Annotated in this window: 17 protein-coding genes, 3 tRNA genes and 1 pseudogene; 9 read left to right on the forward strand and 12 right to left on the reverse strand. The window is 70.9% G+C overall.

The genetic code is table 11. The features are described from left to right. The first annotated feature begins 80 nt into the window (after positions 1-80). Positions 81-338, forward strand: a complete 258-nt coding sequence (locus tag AB0I83_RS23545) for a DUF3073 domain-containing protein (RefSeq protein ID WP_356534898.1) — start codon at positions 81-83, stop codon at positions 336-338. Positions 339-491: 153 nt separating this feature from the next. On the opposite strand, the gene purM is transcribed toward AB0I83_RS23545, so the two are convergent. Both purM and purF read right to left on the reverse strand, forming a co-directional pair. Continuing rightward, positions 492-1,565, reverse strand: a complete 1,074-nt coding sequence (gene purM / locus AB0I83_RS23550; RefSeq protein WP_356534897.1) for a phosphoribosylformylglycinamidine cyclo-ligase — start codon at positions 1,563-1,565, stop codon at positions 492-494. 60 nt (positions 1,566-1,625) lie between these two features. After that, positions 1,626-3,152, reverse strand: a complete 1,527-nt coding sequence (gene purF, locus AB0I83_RS23555; protein ID WP_356534895.1) for an amidophosphoribosyltransferase — start codon at positions 3,150-3,152, stop codon at positions 1,626-1,628. Positions 3,153-3,722: 570 nt separating this feature from the next. Here purF and AB0I83_RS23560 point away from each other — a divergent pair. Both AB0I83_RS23560 and AB0I83_RS23565 read left to right on the forward strand, forming a co-directional pair. Further along, positions 3,723-3,815, forward strand: a complete 93-nt coding sequence (locus AB0I83_RS23560) for a putative leader peptide (protein WP_363306006.1) — start codon at positions 3,723-3,725, stop codon at positions 3,813-3,815. Between the two features lie 25 nt (positions 3,816-3,840). Beyond that, positions 3,841-4,344: pseudogene (locus AB0I83_RS23565) on the forward strand (sulfatase-like hydrolase/transferase); the annotation flags it as partial. 69 nt (positions 4,345-4,413) lie between these two features. Here the strand turns inward: AB0I83_RS23565 and AB0I83_RS23570 are convergent. The 8 genes from AB0I83_RS23570 to purS all read right to left on the reverse strand — a co-directional run bounded on the left by AB0I83_RS23570 (position 4,414) and on the right by purS (position 12,137). Continuing rightward, on the reverse strand, positions 4,414-5,262 hold the full coding sequence (locus tag AB0I83_RS23570) for an META domain-containing protein (protein ID WP_363306007.1): 849 nt from the start codon (positions 5,260-5,262) through the stop codon (positions 4,414-4,416). Positions 5,263-5,314: 52 nt separating this feature from the next. Further along, positions 5,315-6,115 carry a sterol carrier family protein gene (locus tag AB0I83_RS23575; RefSeq protein WP_363306008.1) on the reverse strand — a complete coding sequence of 267 codons (801 nt, stop codon included), beginning with the start codon at positions 6,113-6,115 and terminating at the stop codon, positions 5,315-5,317. A gap of 49 nt (positions 6,116-6,164) precedes the next feature. Beyond that, positions 6,165-7,358 carry a hypothetical protein gene (locus tag AB0I83_RS23580; RefSeq protein WP_363306009.1) on the reverse strand — a complete coding sequence of 398 codons (1,194 nt, stop codon included), beginning with the start codon at positions 7,356-7,358 and terminating at the stop codon, positions 6,165-6,167. Positions 7,359-7,474: 116 nt separating this feature from the next. Further along, on the reverse strand, positions 7,475-8,302 hold the full coding sequence (locus AB0I83_RS23585; protein ID WP_363306010.1) for a M23 family metallopeptidase: 828 nt from the start codon (positions 8,300-8,302) through the stop codon (positions 7,475-7,477). 28 nt (positions 8,303-8,330) lie between these two features. After that, a complete protein-coding gene (locus AB0I83_RS23590) occupies positions 8,331-8,855 on the reverse strand; it encodes a helix-turn-helix domain-containing protein (protein WP_363306011.1) in 525 nt (174 codons plus the stop codon). A 107-nt stretch (positions 8,856-8,962) separates the two neighbouring features. After that, entirely contained in the window at positions 8,963-11,212 is a 2,250-nt protein-coding gene (gene purL / locus AB0I83_RS23595; protein ID WP_363306012.1) for a phosphoribosylformylglycinamidine synthase subunit PurL, read from the reverse strand. Next, on the reverse strand, positions 11,209-11,889 hold the full coding sequence (purQ, locus tag AB0I83_RS23600; protein WP_363306013.1) for a phosphoribosylformylglycinamidine synthase subunit PurQ: 681 nt from the start codon (positions 11,887-11,889) through the stop codon (positions 11,209-11,211). The genes purL and purQ overlap by 4 nt, the downstream gene beginning before the upstream one ends. Further along, entirely contained in the window at positions 11,886-12,137 is a 252-nt protein-coding gene (purS, locus tag AB0I83_RS23605; RefSeq protein WP_015610108.1) for a phosphoribosylformylglycinamidine synthase subunit PurS, read from the reverse strand. The genes purQ and purS overlap by 4 nt, the downstream gene beginning before the upstream one ends. A gap of 387 nt (positions 12,138-12,524) precedes the next feature. Between purS and AB0I83_RS23610 the strand changes: the two genes are divergently transcribed. The 6 genes from AB0I83_RS23610 to AB0I83_RS23635 all read left to right on the forward strand — a co-directional run bounded on the left by AB0I83_RS23610 (position 12,525) and on the right by AB0I83_RS23635 (position 15,581). Beyond that, positions 12,525-12,860 carry an Lsr2 family protein gene (locus AB0I83_RS23610; protein ID WP_363306014.1) on the forward strand — a complete coding sequence of 112 codons (336 nt, stop codon included), beginning with the start codon at positions 12,525-12,527 and terminating at the stop codon, positions 12,858-12,860. A 152-nt stretch (positions 12,861-13,012) separates the two neighbouring features. Then, positions 13,013-13,084: transfer RNA gene (locus AB0I83_RS23615), tRNA-Gly, on the forward strand. 79 nt (positions 13,085-13,163) lie between these two features. Then, positions 13,164-13,236, forward strand: a tRNA-Gly gene (locus AB0I83_RS23620). Between the two features lie 247 nt (positions 13,237-13,483). Further along, a complete protein-coding gene (locus AB0I83_RS23625) occupies positions 13,484-14,863 on the forward strand; it encodes a histidine kinase (protein ID WP_363306015.1) in 1,380 nt (459 codons plus the stop codon). Further along, positions 14,860-15,483 (forward strand): response regulator transcription factor, encoded by a 624-nt coding sequence (locus AB0I83_RS23630; RefSeq protein WP_363306016.1) that lies wholly within the window; start codon positions 14,860-14,862, stop codon positions 15,481-15,483. Before AB0I83_RS23625 ends, AB0I83_RS23630 begins: the two co-directional genes overlap by 4 nt. 22 nt (positions 15,484-15,505) lie before the next feature. Further along, a tRNA-Gly gene (locus tag AB0I83_RS23635) sits at positions 15,506-15,581 on the forward strand. 41 nt (positions 15,582-15,622) lie between these two features. Here the strand turns inward: AB0I83_RS23635 and AB0I83_RS23640 are convergent. Together AB0I83_RS23640 and AB0I83_RS23645 are read right to left on the reverse strand one after the other, a co-directional pair. Further along, positions 15,623-16,549 (reverse strand): phosphoribosylaminoimidazolesuccinocarboxamide synthase, encoded by a 927-nt coding sequence (locus tag AB0I83_RS23640; protein ID WP_356534871.1) that lies wholly within the window; start codon positions 16,547-16,549, stop codon positions 15,623-15,625. 229 nt (positions 16,550-16,778) lie between these two features. Further along, positions 16,779-18,233 (reverse strand): N,N-dimethylformamidase beta subunit family domain-containing protein, encoded by a 1,455-nt coding sequence (locus AB0I83_RS23645; RefSeq protein WP_356534868.1) that lies wholly within the window; start codon positions 18,231-18,233, stop codon positions 16,779-16,781. Between the last annotated feature and the right edge of the window lie 71 nt (positions 18,234-18,304).

The following is an 18,304-nucleotide window of genomic DNA, read 5'->3' on the forward strand; positions in this document are numbered from 1 at the left end:
CAACTGAGAGTCCGTCCTGAAACATGAACGCGTGTCAAGACTCTGGGGCCGTCGAGCCCCGTCACCGAGGGGGTCGAGCCATGGGGCGCGGCCGGGCAAAGGCCAAGCAGACCAAGGTCGCCCGCCAGCTGAAGTACAGCAGCGGCGGAACCGACCTGTCGCGTCTGGCCAATGAGCTGGGCGCATCGCCTTCGAGTCAGCCACCGAACGCAGAGCCGTTCGAGGACGACGACGAGGAAGATGACCCGTACGCACAGTACGCGGATCGTTACAACGACGACGAGGACGCGGACGGGGACGACAAGTCCGGTCCGTCGTCACAGCGCCGCGGCGCTTGACCTCGCACTGACACATCAACCCGGTCCGGGCCCGCCCGGACCGGGTTCTGTGCTGTCCGGGGCCGAAACGGTCCACGCACTCGCACAGGACCTCGTGACCGGCGCCACGTGCCGCCGGTCCGGTGCTGTGGCCGGACCGGCGGTCATGGCGTCCTACCGTGCGTAGTTCCCGGTCAGCTCGGCGCCCGTGGAGTGGTCACCGCGCTCGGTGATCTCACCGGCGACCCAGGAGTCGACACCACGGTCGGCCAGAGTGGTCAGCGCGGCGTCCACCGAGTCGGCGGGGACGACGGCGATCATGCCGACGCCCATGTTGAGCGTCTTCTCCAGCTCCAGGCGCTCCACCTGTCCGGCCTTGCCGACCAGGTCGAACACCGCACCGGGCGCCCAGGTCCCGCGGTCGACCGTCGCGTGCAGCGCGTCGGGGATCACCCGGGCCAGGTTGTTGGCCAGGCCGCCACCGGTGACGTGGCTGAAGCCGTGCACCTCGGTCGTGCGGGTCAGCGCCAGGCAGTCCAGGGAGTAGATCCTGGTGGGCTCCAGGAGCTCCTCGCCCAGCGTCCTGCCGAACTCCTCGACCTCTCGGTCCAGCGTCCAGCCGGCGCGGTCGAAGACCACGTGGCGCACGAGCGAGTACCCGTTGGAGTGAAGACCGGACGACGCCATCGCGATCACGGCGTCACCCTTGCGGATACGGTCCGGGCCGAGCAGCCGGTCCGCCTCGACCACTCCCGTGCCCGCGCCCGCGACGTCGAAGTCGTCGGGGCCCAGCAGACCGGGGTGCTCGGCCGTCTCGCCACCGACCAGCGCGCAGCCCGCGAGGACGCAGCCCTCGGCGATGCCCTTCACGATGGCCGCGACACGCTCGGGATGCACCTTGCCGACACAGATGTAGTCGGTCATGAAGAGCGGCTCGGCACCGCAGACGACCAGGTCGTCTACGACCATGCCGACGAGGTCGTGGCCGATGGTGTCGTACACGCCCATCTGCCGGGCCAGATCGACCTTCGTGCCGACGCCGTCGGTGGCCGAGGCGAGCAGCGGGCGCTCGTAACGCTTGAGCGCCGAGGCGTCGAAGAGCCCGGCGAACCCGCCGAGGCCGCCGAGGCCCTCGACCTCGGGGCGCCTCGTCTTCTTCACCCACTCCTTCATCAGCTCGACGGCGCGGTCACCGGCTTCGATGTCGACGCCCGCCGCAGCGTAGGAAGCACCTGTTGTCTCAGACATTGCCCGGGATCTTTCGTGTGGGAGTACGGGGCTGGTGGGGAAGCAGCCGGCCGGTCCGGATCACGGACGACGCAGCGCGTCGGCGGCCGCCGTCGCGGCGGGGCCGGCCGCCAGCTCGGTCTCCAGCAGCTGCTTGCCGAGCAGCTCCGGGTCCGGGAGCTCCATCGGGTATTCGCCGTCGAAGCAGGCGCGGCAGAGGTTCGGCTTGGCGATCGTCGTCGCCTCGACCATCGCGTCGAGCGAGATGTACGACAGGGAGTCGGCGCCCATGGAGGTGGCGATCTCGTCGACGGACATGCCGTTGGCGATCAGCTCGGCCCGCGTCGCGAAGTCGATCCCGAAGAAGCAGGGCCACTTGACCGGCGGGGACGAGATCCGGATGTGGATCTCGGCGGCGCCCGCCTCACGGAGCATCCTCACCAGGGCGCGCTGGGTGTTGCCGCGGACGATCGAGTCGTCGACGACCACGAGGCGCTTGCCCTTGATGACTTCCTTGAGCGGATTCAGCTTCAGCCGGATGCCCAGCTGGCGGATGGTCTGTGAAGGCTGGATGAAGGTCCGGCCGACGTAGGCGTTCTTGACCAGACCGGCCCCGAACGGAATTCCGCTCGCCTCGGCGTAGCCGATGGCCGCGGGGGTCCCCGATTCCGGCGTCGCTATGACCAGATCGGCCTCGACGGGTGCTTCCGCCGCCAGCTTCCGGCCCATCTCCACACGGGAGAGGTAGACGTTCCGGCCGGCGATGTCGGTGTCGGGGCGGGCGAGGTAGACGTACTCGAAGACACAGCCCTTGGGCTTCGCTTCTGCGAAGCGAGTGGTGCGCAGGCCGTTCTCGTCGATGGAGACGAGCTCGCCCGGCTCGATCTCGCGGACGTAGCTCGCACCGCAGATGTCCAGGGCGGCGGACTCGGAGGCCACCACCCAGCCGCGCTCGAGCCGGCCCAGGACCAGGGGGCGGATGCCCTGCGGGTCACGGGCGGCGTAGAGGGTGTGCTCGTCCATGAAGACGAGCGAGAAGGCGCCCTTGACCTCGGGGAGCACCTTTGCGGCGGCCTCCTCGATGGTGAGCGGCTTGTCGTCGCCGTCCCGCTGGCCGGCGAGCAGCGCGGTCACGAGATCGGTGTCGTTGGTCGCCGCGACCTGGGTGGCCCGGCCGTCCTTACGGGGAAGGTCGGCGACCATCTCGGCGAGCTGGGCCGTGTTGACCAGGTTGCCGTTGTGACCCAGGGCGATCGAGCCGTGCGCGGTGGCACGGAACGTCGGCTGCGCGTTCTCCCACACCGAGGCACCGGTGGTGGAGTAGCGGGCATGACCGACCGCGATATGACCCTGGAGTGAACCCAGAGAGGTTTCGTCGAAGACCTGCGAGACCAGTCCCATGTCCTTGAAGACCAGGATCTGGGACCCGTTGCTCACTGCGATGCCCGCGGACTCCTGTCCACGGTGCTGCAGGGCATACAGTCCGAAATAGGTGAGCTTGGCGACCTCTTCGCCGGGAGCCCAGACACCGAAGACGCCGCAAGCGTCCTGGGGGCCTTTCTCTCCGGGGAGCAGGTCGTGGTTGAGTCGTCCATCACCACGAGGCACGGCACCGAGTGTAGGCGAGATCGACCACCGGTCCGAATTGGGCGAACGCCCGGCAGGCACTCCGCGAGCGCCGCGAGCAGGCCCGTGGGCGGCTCCGCAGGCCGGTCGGGGGCGAGTTCGGGCGATCACCGCCAGTGACCACGGGCGCGCCCCGTCGGAGGGCGGAAGCCGCCGGGGGGCTTCCGAGGACCGGGATGGACGGCGGTTACCGTCCGGTCGGTCCCCTCACCCCGCCACCCGTGCACGGGCTCCCCGGTGGCCTTCGGTGAGCCCTGCGACCCTCGCGGAACGAGCCGTGGCCGAACGCGCGTTTCGTGGTGAGCCTCACACCCCGGGAGCCCTGTTCGGGGCCGCTGAGCCGGTCCGGACTTCCCGCACGTGTCCCGGAAGGACGCCGCCGAGCGGCCCCGGGGGGCATCCGTGGAGCGCGTGACGCCTCGACCGCTCCCCCGCGCAGGCGTCGGCTGCTCCCGCAGGAGGGTTCCGGCCGGTCCGCGGGCCCCGGGACGGCCGTCCGAAGTGGGAGACCGGCGTTGACAGGCTCATGGCCCGTTGGCAGGCTCCTGCCTCATGCAGCTCACCCGTGATCGTTCGGTCACGCTCGTGGAACGCAGCCACGTCGATCTGGGACGTGTCGCGAGCGCCATCTGTCGCCACGTCTGAGAGCCCCACGCGCTCCGGGACTTAGGACACCCTGGTCTTCTTCGCCAGCGACAACGGCGGAGAACGGTTCTCGTACAACTGACCGCTGTCCGGCAACAAGAGCTCGCTCCAGGAGGGCGGCATCAGGGTGCCCTCCGTGCTGCGCCGGCCCGCGCGCATCGACGGTCACCAGGTCAGCGGTCTCCCGGTGTTCTCGCCCGACTGGACCGCGACGCTTCTGGAGCTCGGCGGGGCGCGGCCCGACCCCGCGCATCCGCTGGACGGCGTGAGCCTCGCCGGATACCTGTTGCGGAACGAGGTCCCGAGGGAGCGCGACCTGTTCTGGCGCGTGCGTGGGGAACGAGCCCTGCGCCGGGGCGACTGGAAGTACTACCGGAGCAAGGCCGGCAAGGACCAGCTGTTCCGGCTGGCCGACGACCGGCGCGATCAGGCCGACCGGGCCGCCGCGGAACCGGAGTTGCTGGCGGAGCTGCGGGCGTCGTGGGAGCGGGTGGACTCCGGGCTGCTCCCGTACACGACCGGTTCCTGAGACGTACACGACCGGTTCCTGGGGGCCACCACCGGTTGAGGGCCCGTGAGAGGACCCGCGCCTCGGCGGTCAGCCCTTGGAGTCCTCGGGCGCCTCGGCCGCCGGGGCGGATGCCTCGATCCCCTCGCCGCCCTTCGCGGTGAGCGACAGGGTGCGGTGATCGACCGTGAACTCCGTCCTCCCCTTCAGGGCCCCGAGCAGCGCCCGCTCCAGCTCCATCGGCCCCTCCGGGCACAGCTTCCGGGTCGAGGCGAGCGGGCCGAACGTGACCGTGGCCCCGGAGACCGCCGCCTTGCCGTGGAAGGAGTTGCAGCCGAGGTTCCCCTCCACCGTGCCGTCCTTGCCGAAGCTGAGGTGCGCCTTGCCCTCGGTACCGGTGGGCAGGGAGGTGGCGACGCTGCCGGAGCGCAGGCCGGTCACCTTCCAGGCAGTGCCGGTGAGCGGGGCCGGGGGCTCGGAGTCGAGGGCGATGGAATCGCCGTCGGCGCTGGTCAGGGTCATGGTCCTCGCGTCGCCACGGCCCGACACGGCGGCCTTGAGCTCACCCTGGAAGGCCCGGCCCATCGCACTCTCGAACCGCTGGGCATCCCCCGCGCACGCCATTCCGGTGGCCGTGCTCCGCCCGACGGTGACCTTGTCCCCGTCGAGGCGGACGTCCGCGCTGAAGCGGTTGCAGCCCAGATTGCCGGTGGCCTTCCCCTGGGGGTCGATCGCGATGTGGGCTCCGGAGGGCGCGGCGGTCCTCTTCCCGCCGGTGGTCAGGGAGGACACGGTCCAGTGGACACCGGTCACGGGCAGCTCGGAGCGCACCGCACCGCTGCCGTCCCCGGAGTCCCCCGGATCGCCGGACCCAGCACCGGAGCCCGACTCCGTACCGCAGGCGGCGAGGGTGAAGAGGGCCAGGACGCTGACAGCCATACGTTGATTTCGCATGGCCATGGGACGGATCGACCGGCTGATCCGGTTCCCCTCAGCCCATCAGCGGGAGCAGCGGGGCGAGATCGGCCCGCTCGCCACTGGCGCTGACCTGCGCCGAGTCGAGCGCCGACGCCCACCGCGTACGGCCCGTGGCCAGCCGCATCCAGGTGAGCGGGTCCGTCTCCACGACGTTCGGCGGCGTACCCCGGGTGTGCTTGGGGCCGCCGATGCACTGGACGACGGCGAAGGGCGGGACGCGCACCTCGACGGAGCCGCCGGGCGCCCTGTCCGCGAGCGCGTCGGCGAGCAGCCGGGTGCAGGCGGCGAGCGCCTGACGGTCGTACGGGACGTCGATGCCGGTCGCCCGGTGCAGATCGTCCGTGTGGACGACGAGTTCGACGGTGCGGGTCACCAGGAAGTCGCCCAGCCTCATCGTGCCCGCCCGGGTCGGCACCAGGCGGTCCTGATCGCCGTCGGGCACCAGTGCCGTGAACCGGGCCAGTGTCTCCTCGTACAGCGCGTCGAGGTCGGTGCGGTCCGCTGCCGTCGCACGGGCTTCACCGGCGATGTCCTGGGCCTTCGCGGCGGTGGAGAACGGCCACTCCAGCAGGGAGGTCTCCGGCTTGGGTCCGCCGACGGGCCGGGGCTGCTCCATGCCCCGGCTGACCCGTTCCAGGGCCGTCGGCACGTGCGCGGCCAGGTCCCGTACGGTCCACTCCCCCGGTCCGGGCAGGGCGAGTTGCTCGGGCGTCAGGGTGCGGACGGCGTCCCGCAGGTGGGTGAACTGGGCCAGGACCGCGGCCCGGGTCCTGGCGACGTCGTACGCGCGGGGGCGCTTCTTGGCCGGGGGCATAGGGGCGAGACTAACCGGCGGTTCCGACGGTGCCCCTCCCGTGCCGCACTCAGTGCCGCGCGAAGTCCGCCGTGTCGGGACGGACGACATCCGTGCAGCCACGGCGTTCCGTCGCGTCGTCGACGTAGGCACGGAACAGGGGCTCCAGCCGGTCGCGGAGGATGCGGTCGTACGGGTAGGACACCTGCATCAGGTGCAGGGCGGGCCGGCCGTCGCAGACGGAGGATGCCCACCAGGCGGACCCGTCCGTACCCGCGGTGCCGGGACGGATCGCCGTCCGGTCCTGCAGGCCGGTCCGTATCCCTCTGGTGCCGTCGCCGACGAGGGTCTCGGTCTTGACCCACAGGGGAGAGTGCAGGAGCACGATGCCGAGGTCCCGTGGGCGCGTGGTGGTCTTCTCGTAGGCGGGCCAGATCCTCCGGGTCTCGTCCTCACCGAGTGCGAGCAGGCAGGCGTCGTGGGCGCTCGCCTTCCCGGCCGGCGCGGCGAGTGCACGGTCGGGAAGGGAGCCTCGTCCCTCGGCGGCTATCAGTCGGCCGTACCAGGCACACGTGCCGCCGGCCCCGGCCGCCGGGCCGAGGGCGAAGGTCGGCTCGGGGAACTCGGCCGGCAGCGCGGGAAGTTGGGACCGGCATCCCCGCTCCTCGGCCGCCCTCTCCACCGCCTGACGCGCCAGACCGGCGAGCGTGCGGCGGTCCTCCGCCGTCGCGACGTCCGCGTACTTGGCGATGGCCGACGCCTCGATGGAAGAGGTCTCGCCACCGTCCGCGCACAGCGCCCTGGCCGTCACCAGGTGGCTCTCGTACTCACCGAGCCCGCCGTCGCCCAGCGGGTGCGGCACGGCATGGTCCGCCGCGCCCGCGATGTCGTCCACACCACCGCGCCGGAGGTCGAAGGGCTCGTCGTCGAGAGCGATCCGGCGCTCGTCGGCGTTCGGGTCGGCCGGGTACACGGACAGGGTCAGGGCGAAGTGCCCGTACACCGTCCCCGAATCGCCCGCCCGTTGGACGACGCAGTTGCTGACCCGCCGGGCGGGGTCGATCTGGTAGCGGTCCGCGAGCTCCACCCGGTCGATGTCACTGTTCAGCCCGAGCACCAGGTCGGGGTCGACGAGGCCGCCGCACCCCGCCTCGATGCGCTCCCGGCTCTCGGACCGGGCGCGGAGGTCGGACACCTGCATGACGATGGCCCAGATGCTCAGGCCGATTCCCGCCACGGCGACCAGGCAGAACAGTGCGTTCAAGGCCTTCGGGAAGCGCCCGCGTCCGGTCGGCTCCCCTATCGGCCCGGATGCCCCGGCAGCGCTCGTATCGTCCATGACCGGCCCCCGTACGACGACAACGCATGACGCCCGGAAAGCTACCAGTCGGTGCCGACGGCCTCACCGGCCACGAACGCCTCACCGCCGGCCGGTACGCCGACGCCCCGCCAGGTGAAGGGGATACCGCGCGCCACGTCGAGGTCGGGGTGGTCCATCAGCTGGAAGTGCACGTGCGGCTCGGTGGAGTTGCCGGAGTTCCCGCAGCGAGCGAGCACCTGCCCCTCGCGGACCGTGTCCCCCGCCCCGACCTGGAGCGAGCCGCGCCGGAGGTGGGCGTACGCGGCGTACGTCCCTTCGCCGAGGTCGAGCACGATGTGGTTGCCGACCATCCTTCGGGCACCGGCCATGTCGCGCACGGAGGCCTCGGCCAGCATCAGGTAGGCCAGCGCAGGACCGGAGTTGCGGCTGAGATGATCGCGCTGACCGCCGCTCGCGTGCACCACGGTGGCGTCGGCGACCGCCAGTACCGGGGCGTCGAACGCGGGGAAGTCGCGGTTCGGCCGGGCGAGCGGCCACAGCCACCGGAAGGGCGGGCGGCCCCCTCCCACGGGTTCGGCGACGACGTCGATCGCGTACGTCTGCCCGTAGCCGTGGGTGCCGTGGCTCGGGACCTTGTCAGCCGGGCTGTTGAGCGCCGTCCAGCGACCGGTCACCGGCGGCCCCACCTCGACCGCCGGCCGGGACCCCGACGGGTCCGCGCCGCCGCGGCGGTTCACCAGCAGTCCGATGACGATCGCCGCCGCGGCAGGCACGAAGGTCACCCCGTACGGGACCAGCGGATCGGCGATGACGCTCACCAGCACCAGGACGACAAAGGCGATCCAGCAGCAGCGGTAGAGGATCATCGCGGCTTTTCGTACGGACATGGGTCCCCCTCGTCTCGGTCTGCGGCTGTCACGGCCGGGCGGCCGTGAGAACCACCAGCAGCGGCACGACCCGGGGGCCCGGCACCTCGTAGCGCCCTCGCCCCGCCGTGTGCAGCCAGCCCGCGGCGGTGAGGAGCCGCAGGTGGTGGTAGATCTGTCCGGTCGTGCCCGTCTCGTCGAGCTCGGCCAGTTCGGCTGCCGTACGCCGGCCGCCGAGGATCTCGCGGAGCATCCGGAGCCGGACCGGGTGCCCGAGCGCCGCCAGTGGTTCGGCGGCCGTCGCCCAGTCGGACCGCTCCTCCTCCGGGCCGAGCAGCCCTGAGGTCAGCGCGCCGTACTGCCATTCGTAGCGCTCGCCCGCGGGCAGCCTGACCGCCCCGGTGAACAGCACACCGCCGTCGGCGGCGGCGTCCCCGACCAGGCCGAGCTGGTCCTTCAGCCCGTCCAGCGCCCAGAAGTCGCCGTCACCCAGCTCCGGCTTCCCGCCACCCGCCGCCGACTCCAGCAGCACCAGCCTGCGCTCCAGTTCGGCGACGCGCTCCTCGAGCTCCATGCCCACCACCTTACGTAATTACGTAATATCGATCAACGGCTGTTGCGGGAACGCCGAAGCCCCCGTCCGGTCGGCCCGGACGGGGGCTTCGGAGGGTCGGTCGGAAATCAGGCGAACAGACCCTTCAGGGTCCCCTCGTGCGCCGTCCGCAGCTCACTCAGCGGAATGCTGAACTCGCCCTGGACCTCGATCTCCTCGCCGTCCACGACACCGATCCGGGCGACGGGAAGGCCCCGCGCACCGCACATGTCGTTGAAGCGGAGCTCCTCGCTGCGCGGAATCGAGACGACCGCGCGGCCCGCCGACTCCGAGAACAGGAAGGTGAAAGCGTCCAGGCCGTCCGGGACGACCAGCCGGGCACCCTTCCCGCCGCGCAGGCAGGACTCTGTGACCGCCTGGATCAGGCCGCCGTCGGACAGGTCGTGCGCCGCGTCGATCATGCCGTCGCGGGAGGCCGAGATCAGGATCTCGCCCAGCAGCCTCTCGCGGCCCAGGTCGACCGCGGGCGGCATCCCGCCGAGGTGCTGGTGGACGACCTCGGACCAGGCCGAGCCGCCGAACTCCTCGCGGGTGTCGCCCAGGAGGTAGATCAGCTGGCCCTCGTCGGCGAACGCGACCGGCGTGCGCCGGGTGACGTCGTCGATCACGCCGAGCACCGCCACGACCGGCGTCGGGTGGATCGCCGTCGCACCGGTCTGGTTGTACAGCGAGACGTTGCCGCCGGTGACCGGGGTACCCAGCTCCAGGCAGCCGTCCGCGAGACCACGGGTGGCCTCGGCGAACTGCCACATGACGTCCGGGTCCTCGGGCGAGCCGAAGTTCAGGCAGTCCGAGATGGCGAGCGGCTTGGCACCGGACGCCGCGACGTTGCGGTAGGACTCGGCCAGCGCGAGCTGCGCACCCGTGTACGGGTCGAGCTTCGCGTACCGGCCGTTGCCGTCGGTCGCCATGGCGACGCCCAGGTTCGACTCCTCGTCGATCCGGACCATGCCCGCGTCCTCGGGCATCGCGAGGACGGTGTTGCCCTGCACGAACCGGTCGTACTGGTCGGTGATCCAGGACTTGGACGCCTGGTTCGGCGAGCTGACCAGCTGGAGGACCTGCTCCCGCAGCTCCGCGCCGTTCGCCGGACGGGCCAGCCTGCCGGCGTCGTCGGCCTGCAGCGCGTCCTGCCAAGAGGGCCGCGCGAACGGCCGGTGGTACGTCGGGCCCTCGTGGGCCACGGAGCGCGGCGGCACGTCCACGATCTGCTCGCCGTGCCAGAAGATCTCCAGCTGCGAACCCTCGGTCACCTCACCGATGACGGTGGCGATGACGTCCCACTTCTCGCAGATCTCCATGAAGCGGTCCACGTGCTGCGGCTCGACGATCGCGCACATGCGCTCCTGCGACTCGCTCATGAGGATTTCCTCGGGCGAGAGGGAGGAGTCGCGCAGCGGCACGGTGTCCAGCTCGACGCGCATACCGCCGGAACCCGCGGAGGCCAGCTCGCTCGTGGCGCAGGAGAGCCCGGCGCCGCCGAGGTCCTGGATGCCCGCGACGAGCTTCTCCTTGAAGATCTCCAGGGTGCACTCGATGAGGAGCTTCTCCTGGAACGGGTCGCCGACCTGGACGGCGGGGCGCTTGGTGGGCTTGGTGTCGTCGAAGGTCTCCGAGGCCAGCACGGAGACACCGCCGATGCCGTCGCCGCCGGTGCGGGCGCCGTAGAGGATCACCTTGTTGCCGGGGCCGGACGCCTGCGCGAGGTGGATGTCCTCGTGCTTCATCACGCCGATGCAGCCGGCGTTGACGAGCGGATTGCCCTGGTAGCAGGCGTCGAAGACGACCTCACCGCCGATGTTCGGCAGGCCGAGGCAGTTCCCGTAGCCGCCGATGCCGGCGACGATGCCCGGCAGGACCCGCCGGGTGTCGGGGTGGTCTGCCGCACCGAAGCGCAGCGGGTCGACGACCGCGATCGGACGGGCGCCCATGGCGAGGATGTCGCGGACGATGCCGCCCACGCCGGTCGCCGCACCCTGGTAGGGCTCGATGTACGAGGGGTGGTTGTGCGACTCGACCTTGAAGGTGACCGCGTAACCCTGGCCGACGTCGACCACACCGGCGTTCTCGCCGATGCCGACGAGCATCGCGTCGTTGGCGGGGACCTTCTCGCCGAACTGCTTGAGGTGGACCTTGCTGCTCTTGTAGGAGCAGTGCTCGGACCACATCACGGAGTACATGGCGAGCTCGGCGCCGGTGGGGCGGCGGCCCAGGATCTCGCGGATCCGGGCGTACTCGTCCTCCTTGAGGCCGAGCTCCTTCCAGGGCTGTCCGGCGTCCGGGGTTTCGGCCGCGTGCTCGACCGTGTCCAGGCTCATGCGTTGACCAGCTTCTTGATGATCGAGGTGAAGAAACCCAGGCCGTCGGTGCGACCGGTACCGATCAGCGGCTCGACGGCGTGCTCCGGGTGCGGCATCAGACCGACGATGTTGCCCGCGGCGTTGGTGATGCCGGCGATGTCGCGCAGCGAGCCGTTCGGGTTGACGTCGGCGTAGCGGAAGGCGACGCGGCCCTCGGCCTCCAGCTCGTCGAGCGTGTGCTCGTCGGCGGTGTACCGGCCGTCCACGTTCTTCAGCGGTACGGAGATCTCCTGGCCGGCCGCGTAGTCCGAGGTCCAGGCGGTCTCCGCGTTCTCCACCCGCAGCTTCTGGTCGCGGCAGATGAAGTGGAGGTGATTGTTCCGCAGCATCGCCCCGGGCAGCAGGTGCGCCTCGGTCAGGATCTGGAATCCGTTGCAGATACCGAGGACCGGCATACCGGCCTTCGCCTGCGCGATGACGGTCTCCATCACCGGCGAGAAACGCGAGATCGAGCCGGCGCGCAGATAGTCGCCGTAACTGAATCCGCCCGCCAGGATGACCGCGTCGACCTGGTGGAGGTCCTTGTCGCGGTGCCAGAGCGATACGGGTTCGGCGCCCGCGATCCGAACGGCCCGCAGGCTGTCCTGGTCGTCGAGCGTGCCGGGAAAAGTGACGACGCCGATACGGGTGGTCACTTCTCCTCCTCCACCTTGACGGTGAAGTCCTCGATGACTGTGTTGGCGAGGAAGGTCTCGGCCATCTCGTTGATACGGGCGAGGGCGGCGTCGTCGACCGGCCCCTCGACCTCGAGCTCGAAACGCTTTCCCTGACGAACGTCCGCGATTCCTTCGAAGCCGAGACGGGGCAGCGCGCGCTGCACAGCCTGTCCCTGCGGGTCGAGGATCTCCGGCTTGAGCATGACGTCGACTACGACGCGTGCCACTGGCACTCCCGGTGGTGTGGTGCGGCTGTGTCTCCGAGGGGTTCCCCAGATCCCCGCGGGTCCACTCAGCGTACCTGGCCAGAAATTCTACGCGGGTAGATATACGGTGGTCCCGATCACGCCGAGATATCGGAGGGAGGTTGCGCACGGGTAAAACCCGGGGAGAAAAATCTCCACCCGGATTACGCGCGGACACATGGACGCAACACGCGGATGCAATTGGCAGGGCTTCACAATGCGGCTCCCACCGCTGTACAAATGAATACAGGGAAAGCACGATTACCCCTGGGACAGTCGACACCGGCCGATCCGTATCCGCCCAGCCGCCGGAAGGCCGGCATCACCGCATGTCAGATGCGACGATGCCGCAGGAAAGGACCGATATCCGTGGCTCAGCGCGTCGTGGTAACGCTCTCCGACGACATCGACGGGGGAGAAGCGGCGGAAACGGTCACCTTCGCCCTGGACGGCAAGTCGTACGAGATCGACCTCAATCCCGCCAATGCCAAGAAACTACGCAAGACGCTGGCTCCCTACCTGGCGGCCGGCCGAAAGCAGACAAATGCCGGCAAGCGCGGTAGGACACCGGTGTCCTACCACCACACCTCACTGGCCCCCGACCCCGCGGCCGTGCGCGCGTGGGCCCGCTCGCACCGGATGGAGGTACCGGCCCGCGGCCGGATCCCCAAGAAGGTCTACGAGGCGTTCCAGGCCGCCAGTTGAGGGCCGCGCCCGGAATGTTCCATTCCGGTCTGGCGGGCGACGGCCCCCGGGGAGACGTCCCGGGGAGCCGACTTGCACAACACCCCTGCAGGTCGGCTAGAGTCTGGAGCACGCCGAAGGGCAAGGCCGAAAAGCCGGGTCCGACGCAGCGTGCGGGTGTAGTTCAGTAGTAGAACATCCCCCTTCCAGGGGGAAGGCGCAGTGTGCAATTCCTGTCACCCGCTCTGCACTGCCTTACCGGGCCACTCAGTGGATCAGGTAGAGTAGTGAGCGCTCCACCGGTGAATGCCGAGTGGCAGCAATGCGGACGTAGCTCAGTTGGTAGAGCGCAACCTTGCCAAGGTTGAGGTCGCCAGTTCGAACCTGGTCGTCCGCTCTTGATTCAAAGGCCCCGGTCGAAATCGACCGGGGCCTTTGACGTTTCCGGTTGCCGACGCATGACGTATGTCATGAACAGTGATGACAGCACGCACTGTCCTCCGCCGGGTCCCGGCGGAAGTCTTGGACCATGACCAGCGGCGACTTCCTCCCGGCGGAAAGCGGGATCTCCGGCGCCGCCGCCGAGGGTGGCGGGACGCCGCGGCGCCGTGCCGGGGGCTTCGAAGACGGGAACGGAGAGCACCGTGGCAGAGGGCATGACAGGCCGGACCGGCAGGTGGCGGCTCGCCGGCGGCCCCTGGGTGCGGCCGGCGGCCAGAAGCGACACGGCGAAGGTCGAGCTCTACACCCGGTACACCTTCCAGGCGATGGCCGGGCTCGAAGTGGGGGCACTGGCCTTTCCGCTGCTCCTCGGGGAGCGGAGCCCCTCGGACATCTGGCTGTTCCTGCTGCTCCTCGGGCACTCCGCGATGTGCGCCGTCGTGTCCACCAGGGCTCTCGACTGGCGGCTCGGCCGCAGGGAACGCTCCGGGGCCCTGCTCGCCGCCTCCGCGGCGCTGACGGGCGTGTGCCTCGTCGTGCTCATCCTCCTCCTCGACAGCGGGGCCCTTTCCAGGGACGGCGACTTCGCACTCCTGCTGATGGGGATCACCGCCTTCGGGCTGGGGACGCTCGCCCTCGGTCTGCGTACGACGCGGGAGCGCGTCCTCTCGGTGATAGCCGCGGCGACGGCCACCGCCGCCGCCACGGCGCTGCTGGGTCTGGGATGGCGGCAGACCTGGCTGGACTTCGTCGGCGTCGCCTGCGCGGGCGCGCTGTTCGTCGTGACGTACGTCTTCTCGGCCTGGCTGGCCGGTGTGGTGAAGGAGCTGGATGCCGCACGTGAGCTCCAGACCCGCGTCGCGGTCGCCGAGGAGCGGCTGCGGTTCGGCCGCGACATCCACGATGTGATGGGCCGTAACCTCGCGGTGATGGCGCTGAAGAGCGAGCTGGCCGTCCAACTCGCCGAGCGTGGAAGGCCGGAGGCACTGTCCCAGATGGCCGAGGTCCAGCGGATCGCCCAGGAGTCGCAGCGTGAGATCCGGGACGTCGTACGCGGCTACCGGCAGGCGAGCCTGCGCACCGAGCTCGAAGGCGCCCTGAGCGTGCTGCGGGCCGCCGGCATCGAAGGTGTGGTCCACGGCCTGGACGACGGCCCGGCGCTCCCCCCGGACCTCCAGTCCGCGCTGGGCTGGGTCGTGCGGGAGGCGACGACGAACGTACTGCGGCACGGCGACCCCCGTGGCTGCACCATCCGGCTCTCCACGGGTGAGCGGGCCGGCGGGAAACAGGAGCGCGGGGACGCGCGGCAGGAAGAGGTGGTCCTCATGGTGCAGAACGACGGCGTGCCCGAACCGGCCGGCCCGCCCGACGGAGGCGCCGGAGCGGGCGGGGGCCCCCGGCAGACGCCGGGCACGGGGCTGACCGGGCTGCGGGAGCGGCTCGCCGCGCACGACGGCACGCTGGAGGCGGGCCCTGTCGGCGGCACCGGCTGCTTCCGCCTGACGGTTCGGGTGCCCCTGCCCGCACCGGCGGACGGCACGTACGACGGTCCGGGCACCGCCGGTGGGGAAGCGGCCGCGTGAGCACCGGACCGGGCCCCGTGCGGGTCCTGCTCGCCGACGACGAGCACCTGATCCGGGGCGCGCTGGCGGCACTCCTCGCGCTGGAGGACGACATCGTCCTGGTCGCCGAGGCCGCCACCGGCCCGGAGGCGCTCGCCATGGCGCTGGCGCACCGCCCCGACGTCGCCGTCCTCGACCTGGAGATGCCGGGCGCGGACGGTGTGAAGGTGGCCACATCCCTGCGGTCGGCGCTGCCGGAGTGCCGCACCATGATCGTGACGAGCCACGGCAGACCCGGGAATCTGAAACGGGCACTCGCCGCGGGTGTGCGGGCGTTCGTACCGAAGACGGTCAGCGCCCGGCGGCTGGCCGAGATCATCCGCACCGTGCACGCGGGAAACCGCTACGTCGACCCGGACTTGGCGGCCGACGCGATCGCCGCCGGCGACTCCCCGCTGACCGCCCGGGAGGCCGAGGTGCTGGAACTGGCCGCCGACGGGGCACCGGTCGCGGAGATCGCGGAGCGCGCCTCGCTGTCGCAGGGCACCGTGCGCAACTACCTGTCGGCGGCCGTGTCCAAACTCGGTGCGGAGAACCGTCACTCGGCGGTGCGTCTCGCCAGGGAGAGAGGTTGGGTATAGTGAGCACCGCGCTTCGGCGCCTGCGAACGTAGCTCAGCTGGTAGAGCGCAACCTTGCCAAGGTTGAGGTCGCGAGTTCGAACCTCGTCGTTCGCTCCATGCAAGAAGGCCCCGGTCCTCGTGACCGGGGCCTTCTTCCGTCAGCGGCCCTCGGTCGACCAGTTGAGGCCGGTGAGGAGCTCGTACGCGTCCAGGTACTTCGCACGGGTCGCCTCGACGATCTCCCGCGGAAGCGCCGGCGGCGGCTGCTCGCTGTGGCGGTCCCAGCCGGAAGCGGGAGACGTCAGCCAGTCACGCACGAACTGCTTGTCGTACGAGGGCTGTGCCCTGCCCGGCTCCCAGGTCTCGGCCGGCCAGAAGCGCGAGGAGTCCGGGGTCAGCACCTCGTCCGCGAGGATCAGCTCCTCGCCGCCGTCCGCCGTGGGCGCGAAGCCGAACTCGAACTTCGTGTCGGCGAGGATGATCCCGCGCTCACGCGCGATGTCCCGGGCCCGCCCGTACACGTCCAGGGTCGTACGGCGCAGCATCGCCGCCGTCTCGGGACCGACCTCGCGGGCGACCTCCTCGTACGACACGTTCTCGTCGTGGTCGCCGACCGCGGCCTTGGTGGCCGGGGTGAAGATCGGTGCCGGGAGCTCGGAACCGTCGACGAGGCCCTCGGGCAGCGCGAGCCCGCAGACCGTGCGGGCCGCGTCGTACTCGGTCAGCCCTGACCCGGTCAGATATCCGCGCGCCACGCACTCGACCTGGACCATCCGCAGCGAACGGCAGATCAGGGTGCGGCCGGCCCAGTCGCCGGGCGCACCGGCGGGAAGGTCGGTCGACAGCACGTGGTTGGGGACGAGGTCGGCGAGCTGGTCGAACCACCACAGCGACAGCTGGGTGAGGACGCGGCCCTTGTCGGGGATCTCGGTGGGCAGGACCCAGTCGTACGCGGAGATACGGTCGCTGGCGACCATGACGAGGTCACCGGCCTCGTTCCGGTACAGGTCGCGCACCTTGCCGGTGTGCAGGTGGGTGAGCCCCGGCACCTGCACGGGCTCGGGCTTTTCTACGAAACCGGACACGCTGCCTCCGCGTAGGTTGATCCAGGAGTCGTTCCGATTGTCCCGCATACGAAGGGGCCACGCGGACAGGGGTCGCGCCGTGGACGTGCGGAGGTGGGTGCAGGGGACCTGGGCGTGCCGCGCGGTACCCCGCCACGGACCGGCGTGCGACAAAGGCCGCGCCGCCGCCGGGTCACCGGGCAGGCCGCCCCGGCCTGGGGCGTGTCGACCGGCAGCCGGCCCGCACCGCTCAGTCGCGCTTGCAGATCCGGTCGAGCAGGTTGGCGGTGGCCCGCTGGATGCGGGAGTCGACGTGCCCGGGGCGGTCGAGCGCCGGGGACCAGGCGAAGGTGCCCGAGGCGAAGACGAGCGCGCCCGACGGCGCGCGGTAGAGCGAGGTCTCCTGGTGCCGGGTGGCCCCTTCGCTGTCGCGGTACGGAGAGTGCGCGAGCAGCATGCGGTTCTCGTGCTCCGGCAGCGTCGTACGCGGGAAGTAGCGGTCGGCCTCTCCGGCGACCAGCCCCTCGAGCTCGTCGCCCTCGGCCGCTCCGGTCGCCTCCCAGAGCCAGTGCCCGCCGTTGCGCACGACCAGGGGGTGGGGCTCGGGGACCCGGCCCGCGTACTGGATGCCGAGCAGCTGCTGTTCGGCACGGTCGACCTCACGCCACAGCGCGGGCTTCCCGGGGCCGTTGCGCTTGCGGCAGGTGAGCAGGCGGTCGGGGACTCCGGAGGCGGACGGGCCGAGCCCGACCTGCCAGTACATCGTGTTGGCGGAGAGAAAGACGAGGGACGTGCCGGTGTCCCGGGCGCGCTCGGTGGTGCGGCGCATGGACAGCGACCAGTACTCGTCGTGGCCGGGGAACACCAGGCCCCGGTAGCGGCTGGGGTCGACACGGCCGGCGTGCAGGTCGCGGGCGTCGGCGTAGGCGAGGTCGTAGCCGTAGCGCTCGGCCCAGCGGATGAAGTCGTAGGCGTGGCCCACGTGCAGGGGCAGGCCCGCGCCCGCGTAGGGACGGTCGAAGGAGATGGTGACCGCGGCGTCCTCCTCCCCCAGCAGCCGGCCCTCCCCGTCCCACGCGTGGTAGAGACTCGCGCCGGTGCGGCCGTCCTCCGGGTAGAGGTTGTAGGCCTGCCACGTGACGTCCGGCAGCAGGAGAAGCAGGTCCGCCGGCTGGTCGTCGCGGACCGTGAAGGGGATGTGCGAGCGGTACCCGTCGGCGGTGGTCAGGACGGCGACGTACGCGCCGACCGACCAGTAGCTCGGGATCTGCAGCCGCCAGGAGAGCCACCAGTGATGGCAGGAGACCGTCCGGCCGGCCATCAGCGGCGGCGGCTGGACGATGCCGGACAGGCGCGGGCTCGTGGTGATCTTGGCCGCGCCGTCACCGGCGTAGTGCCCGATGCGGTAGACGTCCACGGAGAACTGCTGGGGCGGGTCCACGGTGATGTGGAAGTCGATCGCCTCGCCGGGGGCCGCGGCGCCGGGGGACACGAACCCCTTGATCTGGCGGTGCACGTCGTCGGCGGTCCGCGTGCCCCCGCCGGCGCCGCGGCCGAGGTCGGCGTACCAGGGGACGACCTGGCCGGTGTCGTCGAAGTAGTTCTCACTGCCGCGCAGCCATGGCAGCGGGCCCTGCCCGAAAGGGTCGCTCACGGCGTGCGCGAGGGCACCCGATTCCCATCGCCGGATCTGCTCCGCCCCCATCCCGCTCCCCTCCCTCGCCCCCCGAAAGACCTGGTGCGCCGGATGCCGGCGCCGGTCTCCAGCACATCACA

The organism is Streptomyces sp. NPDC049970, from assembly GCF_040660235.1.
Taxonomy (GTDB): domain Bacteria; phylum Actinomycetota; class Actinomycetes; order Streptomycetales; family Streptomycetaceae; genus Streptomyces.